This is a genomic window from Zafaria sp. Z1313 (genome assembly GCF_050563205.1).
Lineage (GTDB): Bacteria > Actinomycetota > Actinomycetes > Actinomycetales > Micrococcaceae > JAZDCJ01.
In genome coordinates this window covers 1-8,392 of the sequence record NZ_JBNWUK010000036.1, presented here as the reverse complement: position 1 = coordinate 8,392, position 8,392 = coordinate 1, and the positions used below count along the sequence as shown (strand labels likewise).

Annotated in this window: 8 protein-coding genes, 2 pseudogenes, 1 riboswitch and 1 other annotated feature; of the genes and pseudogenes, 6 read left to right on the top strand and 4 right to left on the bottom strand. The window is 68.5% G+C overall.

What is annotated here, in order from left to right:
- The 3 genes from ACQ3I4_RS16310 to ACQ3I4_RS16300 form a co-directional block, all read right to left on the bottom strand.
- A partial coding sequence (locus ACQ3I4_RS16310; protein WP_430633914.1) for a DDE-type integrase/transposase/recombinase occupies positions 1 to 637 on the bottom strand: 637 nt, incomplete at its 3' end.
- Complete coding sequence (locus tag ACQ3I4_RS16305; RefSeq protein ID WP_430633913.1) at positions 634 to 942, bottom strand: transposase; 309 nt, start codon at positions 940 to 942, stop codon at positions 634 to 636. The genes ACQ3I4_RS16305 and ACQ3I4_RS16310, both read right to left, overlap by 4 nt.
- A 142-nt stretch (positions 943 to 1,084) precedes the next feature.
- Positions 1,085 to 1,930, bottom strand: a complete 846-nt coding sequence (locus ACQ3I4_RS16300) for a C40 family peptidase (RefSeq protein ID WP_329864196.1) — start codon at positions 1,928 to 1,930, stop codon at positions 1,085 to 1,087.
- A 6-nt stretch (positions 1,931 to 1,936) separates the two neighbouring features.
- A riboswitch (cyclic di-AMP (ydaO/yuaA leader) is annotated at positions 1,937 to 2,090 on the bottom strand.
- A 563-nt stretch (positions 2,091 to 2,653) separates the two neighbouring features.
- Between ACQ3I4_RS16300 and ACQ3I4_RS16295 the strand changes: the two genes are divergently transcribed.
- The 5 genes from ACQ3I4_RS16295 to ACQ3I4_RS16275 all read left to right on the top strand — a co-directional run bounded on the left by ACQ3I4_RS16295 (position 2,654) and on the right by ACQ3I4_RS16275 (position 7,661).
- A complete protein-coding gene (locus ACQ3I4_RS16295; RefSeq protein WP_430633912.1) occupies positions 2,654 to 4,123 on the top strand; it encodes a gamma-glutamyltransferase in 1,470 nt (489 codons plus the stop codon).
- Between the two features lie 193 nt (positions 4,124 to 4,316).
- Positions 4,317 to 4,763: a DUF6153 family protein gene (locus ACQ3I4_RS16290; RefSeq protein WP_329864192.1), complete on the top strand. Its 447-nt coding sequence runs from the start codon at positions 4,317 to 4,319 to the stop codon at positions 4,761 to 4,763.
- Positions 4,764 to 4,891: 128 nt separating this feature from the next.
- Positions 4,892 to 5,527, top strand: a complete 636-nt coding sequence (locus ACQ3I4_RS16285) for a DUF305 domain-containing protein (RefSeq protein WP_430633911.1) — start codon at positions 4,892 to 4,894, stop codon at positions 5,525 to 5,527.
- Positions 5,528 to 5,620: 93 nt separating this feature from the next.
- Positions 5,621 to 6,484: a F510_1955 family glycosylhydrolase gene (locus ACQ3I4_RS16280; protein WP_329864188.1), complete on the top strand. Its 864-nt coding sequence runs from the start codon at positions 5,621 to 5,623 to the stop codon at positions 6,482 to 6,484.
- A gap of 55 nt (positions 6,485 to 6,539) precedes the next feature.
- The gene (locus tag ACQ3I4_RS16275; RefSeq protein ID WP_329864187.1) at positions 6,540 to 7,661 is read left to right on the top strand and encodes a DUF418 domain-containing protein; all 1,122 of its coding nucleotides are present in this window, start codon (positions 6,540 to 6,542) and stop codon (positions 7,659 to 7,661) included.
- A 21-nt stretch (positions 7,662 to 7,682) separates the two neighbouring features.
- Here the strand turns inward: ACQ3I4_RS16275 and ACQ3I4_RS16270 are convergent.
- Positions 7,683 to 7,979, bottom strand: a pseudogene (locus ACQ3I4_RS16270) (four-helix bundle copper-binding protein); the annotation flags it as partial.
- A 51-nt stretch (positions 7,980 to 8,030) separates the two neighbouring features.
- Here ACQ3I4_RS16270 and ACQ3I4_RS16265 point away from each other — a divergent pair.
- A pseudogene (locus ACQ3I4_RS16265) lies at positions 8,031 to 8,345 on the top strand (transposase); the annotation flags it as partial.
- Positions 8,309 to 8,392, top strand: a sequence feature (AL1L pseudoknot). This feature is flagged as partial in the annotation. It overlaps the preceding pseudogene by 37 nt.

The following is an 8,392-nucleotide window of genomic DNA, read 5'->3' as shown; positions in this document are numbered from 1 at the left end:
GAAGGGCAAGAGCGCGCAGGAACTTCCTGCTCCGAAATTGACTGCCCCTGTCGCTGTGCACGATGCAGCCGGCGACGTCGCCGCGCATCGCGACAGCATTCTCGAGCGCCTGAACGGCCAGGCGGGACTTCATCCTCGAGTCGATCGAGTACCCCACGATCCGGCCTGAGCACGCGTCCTTGATGGCGCAACAGTAGAGCTTGCCTTCCGCGGTCCGGTGCTCCGTGATGTCCACGAGCCAGAGCTGGTTCGGGGCTTCGGCGGCGAACACGTGCCGGGTCCGGCCGTCCTCGTCGACGACCGCGCACAGGTCGTCGTGGACCGGCGGGCCCGGCTTCTTGCCGTCACGTCCCCGCTTCTTCCCGAACGCGGACCACCAGCCGTTTGCGGAGGCGATCCGCCACGCGGTCCGGTCAGACATCGCCTCACCCGCGTCACGGGCCTCGTCGGCGAGGAGCCGGTGCCCGAACTCGGGGTCATCCTTGTGCGCGTCGAACAGCGCGTTCGCGCGATACGCCTCCACGACCTCGCTATCGGTGATGGGGCCGGCCAGCCATCGGTAGTAGGGCTGGCGGGAGAGCTTGAGCACCCGGCACGTCGCCGTCACAGGGATCCCTGTTTCGGCGGGCTCTGTCACGAGCGGGTAGAACCCTTTCCCGGCAGATTCGCCTGCGACAGATACGCCGCCGCCCGCCGGAGGACCTCGTTCTCCTGCTCGAGCAACCGGTTCCGCTTCTTCAGCTCGCGGATCTCCGCCGCCTCGGTCCGGGACTGGCCGGGCTTCGCACCTGCGTCGATGTCGGCGCGACGCAGCCACTTCTGCAACGTCACCGGGTGGACCCCGAAGTCTTTCGCGATTTGCTCGATCGTCACTCCGGGCTCACGGTTCCTCGCGACGCGCACAACGTCGTCACGGAACTCGGACGGGTAGGGCTTGGGCACAGCAACATCCTTCCAGACCCACCCCGCGGGCAGGCCAGATCAGATGTCACCTACTCATGCAGCAGTCCCCCTTTTTTATGCGTCTTGAAGGACGTTCGCTTCCTTCAAGGCACGTCTGTGTGGGCCGGCCGAGGCCGGCGTGCTACTTCTTCAGGGTGTAGTAGGCCATCAGCGGACCGTACGGGCTGTCGGCCTCGCGGATGACGGTTCCGACCGAGGGGTTCTGGGCGCCGATGATCTTGCCGTCGCCGATGTAGATGCCCACGTGGCCTCCGCCGTTCTGGTACACCAGGTCCCCGAGCTTGGGGGTGGAGGTTTGCACGAACTTGCCGCTGGTGCGGATCGCGGTGGTGTTGTGGGGCAGGCTGATGCCGGCCTTACCGTAGATGTACTGGACAAAACCGGAGCAGTCCCAGCCCGAGGGGCTGCTGCCGCCCCACACATAGGGAGTGCCCTTGAAGCCCAGTGCCATGCTGGCAATGCGGCTGCCCAGGGCCGTGCTGGCGGTGAGGGTGGGCGTGGCCGCCTTTTCCTTCACGGCCGCGGGCTTTGCCGCGGTGGTGGCCTGCCCGGCGCGGGTGGCGCTGGTCATGGCGGCCCCGCGCGCATCGTCCGCGGAGGTGGAGGTGGAGGTGGAGGTGGAGACGGTAGCGGCGACGGCGGCGACAACCGGCTTCGGGGCCGGAGTGGATTTCAGGGCGACGCGGTCGATTTCGAACTTCTTGGCGGCGGTGGCGGGGACGGCCACGGCCTGGACCGCGACGCGCTCGGCGGTCAGGCTGTCGGCCGGCGCGGCGGCTTCCCCGACGGACTGGTTGGCCTGGGCGGGAACGCCCAGGGTCAGCACCAGGCCGGAAGCGGCGGCGACGACGGCGGCCTGACGGCCAACGGAGCCGGCGTTGGAAGCGACGGCCTTCGAGATGATCTCGAGCGGGTTGGTGCGGACGGGCGTCGCGCGGCGGCGACCACGGACTTTGTGGCTGGACACGGTGATTGGACCTCTCCCAATGCCTGCGGGGTGAGCTGTCGGATGCGGGTGGGAGTCACCCGGTGCCTCGTCCCGGAAAGCCGGTTCAAGGCACTTAACCCCAAGGATCCGTACGGACCCGAAATGTGGTTCCCCCGCCACTGCCCGGCGGCTGATGCAAAGGGACCCCGGGCGGTGGCAGTGTTCGGCAGTCCGCTCGAACAGGCCGAACCGTACGGAGGATTGGCCTGCCGTCCAACCTGCCTGAAACAACCCCTAAAGTCACAATCGGATCACGAAAAGAGACAAATTTTGATTACGGTCCAACGGGCATCCGATGCTCACGGGGAACCGACTAGCGGGAAAGGATGAGCACGGCTGGCGTGTTGTGACGTTATCGTTATGTTAGCCGTGATCCGGGTTCGGGTGGGGACGCCGGTGGTCCCGCCCCCGGAAGCGGCGATCGGAAGGGCCCTCGCAGGCCTTCCACGGCGCCTAGCAAACCGTTCAGAGGACAGTATGAAGACCATGGGAAAAAAGACGGCGGCCGGCCTTGCTGCCGTGGTGTTGATGCTGACCGCGTGCACGGGGACGCAAGAAGGGGAAAGCTCGGAGGCGGCGGGAACGCCGGCGCCGCCGGCTTCTCCGAGCCCGTCCACCCGGTCTGCGGATACACCGAATGCGGGGGCGCTGCTGAACGAGCATGCCGTCGCGGCAGCGCATCCGGCCGCCGTGGAGGCGGGCATGGAGATCCTGGAGCAGGGCGGCAACGCGGCGGATGCGGCCATTGCCACGGCCTTCGCCGTCGCCGTGGTCGAGCCGTTCGCTTCGGGCATCGGTGGTGGTGGGTCGGCGGTGCTTGCGGAATCCGGTGCCGATCCGGTGGCATATGACTACCGCGAAGTCGTCGCCCAGAACGGGGTGATCCCGGAATCCGGGACGGGGATTCCCGGATTCGTGGCGGGACTGGCCACCATCCACGAAGAGCACGGCCAGCTCGAGTGGGAGCAACTGCTCGAACCTGCCATCGACCTGGCCGAGGACGGGTTCCCCATCTCCGAGTTCCTGGCCCTGCGCATGAAAAGCGATGCCGGGCCCAGGGCGCTGGGAGGCCTGCCCCAGTTCAAGGCTTCCGGAGGGAGCTCGCTTCTGGGCGAGGGGGATGAGCTGGTCCAGAAGGAGCTGGCCAAGACCATGAAGACCCTGGCGAACGAGGGCTCGGAGGCCTTCTACACCGGCAGCCTCGTGGACGAGCTGACCGCGGTCGAGGGCATCGACGCCCGTTCCCTGGCCGCCTACAAGACCGACAAGCGCGAACCGGCCCGTGGCGAGTTCGGCGACTACGACGTCGTCTCGGCCGCCCCCGCGCTGCCCGGCGCCGCGTTGATCCAGATGCTCCAGGTCGCCGAAGCCCAGGGCATTGAAGACAACGCTCCGGGTTCGGCCCGGTACGTCGACCGTCTCACCAAGGCATGGTCCGTGGCCGACAGAAGCGTGAGCCGCTACTTTGGCGACCCCCGCTTCGTCGATGTCCCCATCGAGCGGCTCACCGACGCCGAGGCGAACGCGGATGTGGCCCGCGATGCGCAGGCCGCCGGCACGGGCGCCGACACCCGGGTGGCCGCGGCACCGATCGTCCCGGGCAATACGACGCACCTGACGGTCGTGGATTCGGACGGGTTCACCGTGTCCATGACCAATACGATCACCAACTTCTGGGGCGGAGCGAAGGCCGGGAACGTGGGCGGGTTCTTCCTGAACAACCAGCTTTCGCGCTTCGCGTCGCTGGACACCCCGAACAACCAGCCCGAGCCTGGTCGTAAGTCCGTCAGCTGGGCCGCCCCCAGCCTGGTGCTCGACGGCAGGGACCGTGTGGTTCTGGGCTTGGGCAGCCCCGGAGGACACCAGATCCCCAACATCCTCGCCGGTGTGCTCGTTCCCTGGGCCCTGCAGGACGCCTCCCTCCAGGAAGCGGTCAACGCCCCGCGGTATCACCTGCAGGACGGTGTGCTGGCGGTGGAGCGCGACCCGTCCCCGGAGCTTGCCCAACTCATCCAATCCCGGGGCTGGCAGCTGCAGCGCACCCAGCGCAAGGACGCGGTGTTCGGCTCCGTCCAGGCACTTCAGATCGACTACGGCTCGGGCCGGATCACCGGGGCCAAGGACACCCGCCGCGAGGCGGACTTCGCCATCGCCGAGCCCCGGGACGACTGAGAAGACAGCTCCTGCGGGAGCCACGATGTACGGGCACGCACCGGCCGCCCCGCGGGTGCCGTGTCCGGGGGGCAGGGATGGCCTGCCGGCCGGGACCGATCATGGGCGGCGTAAAATGGTCCGCAGATGTGCCCGGGCCCTGGCCAGTCTGCGGCCTCGGACGTGAATAAGCCTCATGGGAAGGAGTTCGACCGTGATCCGTCGCCACAGCGGCACGCGCGGCCAGCACTCCTCGCCTGCGCAGGGACTGGGCAAGATCCTGCTCCTGCTGGGCCTGCTCCTGATGCACATCGTCGGCATGGACCACACCTCCGGGAAGTCTTCCGCGTCCCACACCGATACCCATGTCGCCGCCCACCAGCACACCGCCGCTGCGCCGCCGGCCGGTGTTCATGCCGAACTGTCCCCCCTGGGGGCGGATGAGACCGGCGGGTGCATCGACGACGGCTGTGGCATGGAGATGTCGATGGCCGGCCTGTGCATCGTCTCGCTGCTCGGCGGCGGAATCCTCCTGCACCGGATCTCCCGGAGCCTCGTTTCCATACCGGGCAGGGGCCTTCCCGCCCCGCCGCTGTGGCGTCCGGTTACCGCCATCCCGATACCGCCTTCGCTGGTTCACCTCTCAATCAGTCGCACGTAGGCACCCGTTTTGGCCGTCCTCTCACCGGTCCGGCCGTGCCCTGCCGTGCTCTGCTATGCCCGCCGTCCCCCGTTGCCGGTCGGGCGATCGAGATGAACCATTCCCATTCCAGCGAAGGATTCGCCCCCATGAAACGCACCCTTGTGCCCGCCTCCCTGCTCGCCCTCGCCCTGGCCCTGGCCGGCTGCGGCTCCACCTCGGAACCCGGCGCGAGCACTGAGGCCTCGCCCGGCCACTCCAGCATGTCCAGCATGTCCAGCATGGGCATGGATCATGGTTCCGCCTCCCCGTCTTCCGCCGCCGGGGAGCACAATGCGGCCGATGCGATGTTTGCCCAGATGATGATCCCGCACCACCAGCAGGCGGTTCAGATGAGCGAGATCATCTTGGCCAAGGACGGGATGGACGCCCCCATCCTGGAGTTGGCCAACAAGATCAAGGCCGCCCAGGGGCCCGAGATCGAGACGATGACCGGCTGGCTCCAGGCCTGGGGAGAGCCGATGGAGTCCGGTTCCATGGACCATTCCATGGAAGGAATGATGAGCGAGGACGACATGGCCACGCTCCAGCAGGCCCAAGGCGATGAAGCCGCAAAGCTCTTCCTGACCCAGATGATCGCCCACCACAAGGGAGCGGTGCAGATGGCTCAGAAGGAAGTCGCCGAAGGGTCCGACCCCGAGGCCGTGGCCCTGGCCCAGAAGGTCGTCCAGGACCAGGAAGCGGAGATCAAGACCATGGAAGAGATGCTGCCGGCCTACCAGTAGGCCTCCACGCCGCGCGGCGGGCGCCTGCGCACTGGCCTGACGCCCGCCGCGGAGCGGTGACCCGACCTCCTGATCCCTCCAAGGAAACGTTCCATGCCTTCTTCCCTGTCCCTCTCCCGTATGCCCGGCACTCGGCGCGGGATTCTCGTCGCGGCGGCGGCCGCGACCGTCCTGGCCCTGGGCCTGACCGGATGCTCCACCGCGCAATCTCCCGCCCCGTCCGCGGATGATGCGGCCGCGTCCGAGGGCCTGGCCCACGTGCACGGTGCCTACACGGACCCGCAGAACGGCACGCTTCTGCTCGCCTCGCACCACGGGCTCTTTGACGCCACGACCGAACCGGCTGCCAAGATCGGGCCCACCATCGATCTGATGGGCTTCACCGCCGACGCCAACGGCACGTTCTATGCCTCGGGACACCCCGGGCCCGGGACCGACCTGCCCAACCCGGTCGGACTGATCAAATCCACCGACGGCGGAGAGAGCTGGACGCCCCTCTCGCGCCAGGGTGAATCCGACTTCCACGCGCTCACCACCACCCGGGGCGGGATCGTGGGCTTCGACGGGCGGATGCGCACCAGCGCCGACGGCCTCGAATGGACCCTGGTAGCGGACGCCCCGGCCCCCTACGCCCTGGCGGGCAGCCCCGAACACGACGTCGTCCTGGCCACCACCGAGGAAGGCCTCTGGAGGTCCGAGGACGGCGGTAGAACCTGGACGCTTCCGGCCGGCGGGCCGGTCATGCTCACCGCCGCCTTCATCGACAACTTGACCGTGGCCGCCGTCACCCCCGGCGGCGGCGTGTACGTCAGCGATGACGCGGGAAAGACCTGGACGAAGGCCGGGCAGGTCCAGAGGCAACCCTCAGCCGTCACCGGGATGCGTGCCGACGAGGGGCAAATCACTGTCTGGGTCGTCGGCGCCGAGGGCAGCACCGAGCGTCTGGACATCCCGTGAGCGGCCAGGGCATCCGAGATGCCGTGCGTCGGAACGACGGGGCATGATGCTGATCATGGCACACGCCGCCGCACCGATCCCAGCACCGCCGGAGGACCGGCCGCGCAAGAGCCGCGGCCGCATCCAGGCCCTGGATGCGGCACGCTGCGCCGCCATCGTGGGCATGATCGCGGTCAACGTCGGCCCGCGGGAGAGCGATGGCGGCCTCCTGGCGCTGGTCTACGGGCTTCCGGTTGGACGCGCTTCGCTGCTGTTCATGCTCCTGGCCGGCATCGGCATGTCCCTGCTCTCCCGCTCCGCCCGCACACCCGGGGGAAGGCTGCCCTGGCAGGCCGTGCTGTGGCGCGCCAGCCTTCTGCTGGCCGCGGGACTCGCGCTGCAGCTGATGCACCACCAAGTCAGCGTGATCCTGCCGACCTACGGTCTGCTCTTCCTGGTGAGTCTGCCCCTGCTCAAGGCCCCCACCCCGGTCCTGGCCTGGACCACCGGCATCGTGTGCGCCGCCGGACCTCCCCTCTGGATCGCGGCACAGGTCGCCAGCGGGGAAACCTACCGGTTCATCGCCCCGACCCTCCTTGACAACCCCGTCGACATCCTGCGAGGAACGGTCCTGTCCGGGTCCTACCCGGTGGTGGTCTGGGCCGCACCGTTCCTCATCGGCCTCCTGCTGGGCCGCGCTGACCTCCGGAACAGGGCCCTGCACCGGCGCCTCGTCCTGTGGGGAGCGGTCGCCGGCGTCGGCGGCTACCTGGCTTCGCGCCTGCTCATCCTCGTTTTCGGGGAGCCGGGCCGTCGCATGGGCTGGGACCATCTGGTCTCGGCCGTCGACCACTCCCAGATGCCGTTGTGGCTGGTCTCGGGAATGGGCAGCGCACTGTTCGTCCTCGGAATCTTCCTGCTCTCCGAGGACTTCGTCGCTAGGCGCCTGGGTGCGCTGGTCGCGGCCGGGCGGCTGTCGCTCACCATCTACGTGGGGCACCTGGCCGTCCTCGCGGCCCTCGTGCGGCCCGAACCGCACTACCTGTATGAGGGAGTGGTCATCACCGTGTCCCTGTCCGCCGGTGCGATCCTTTTCGCCCACCTGTGGGCAAAAAGGTTTAGCACCGGGCCCCTCGAGTACCTCCTGCGCGTTCCTGCGGTGGCCCGGCGCTCACCGGATGGCCGTGCCGTCCCCTGACGGGACGGCCCGGCCTGCACGTCAGGACAGGGAGGCCAGCAGTTCGGTGCAGGCCGCCTCGCAGCGACGGCAGGCCTCGGCGCACACGCGGCAGTGTTCATGCATCTCGGCGTGCACGAGACATTCGTCGCCGCACGCCTTGCAGGCGGTCCGGCAGGCCTCCACGATCGCGCGGGTAAGGGCCAGGTCCCGTTCCGTTTGCCGGGACAGGACCGCGCCGGTCGCGGCGCACACGTCGGCGCAGTCGGCGTTCAGGCGAATGCACCTGGTCAGGTCGGCCACCATGTCTTCGCCCAAACAGGCGTCCGCGCAGGCGGTGTCAAGCCCCGGGTTTGATGGAGGCATCGATGACCCGGAAGGATTGAATTCATGCCAGCCCAGAGGAAGTACCCGGAGGAACTGCGTGAGCGCGCCACGAGGATGGCGATCGATGCGCGGAAGGACCCAGCAACCCGGAGCGGGGCCTACCGCAGGATCGGCGAGCAGCTCGGGGTCAACCCCGAGGCACTGCGCACCTGGGTGGCGCGGGCCGAGGTCGATGGTGGAGTGCGGCCGGGAACCACCACCACGGACGCGGCCAGGTTGGCCGAGCTCGAGCGCGAGGTGCGTGAGCTACGGCGGGCGAACACGATCCTGCGGCAGGCCTCGGCTTTCTTCGCGGCGGAGCTCGACCGCCCGTCGAGGTGATGTGTTCCTTCATCGAGGAGCACCGCGGCGAGCACGGGGTCGAG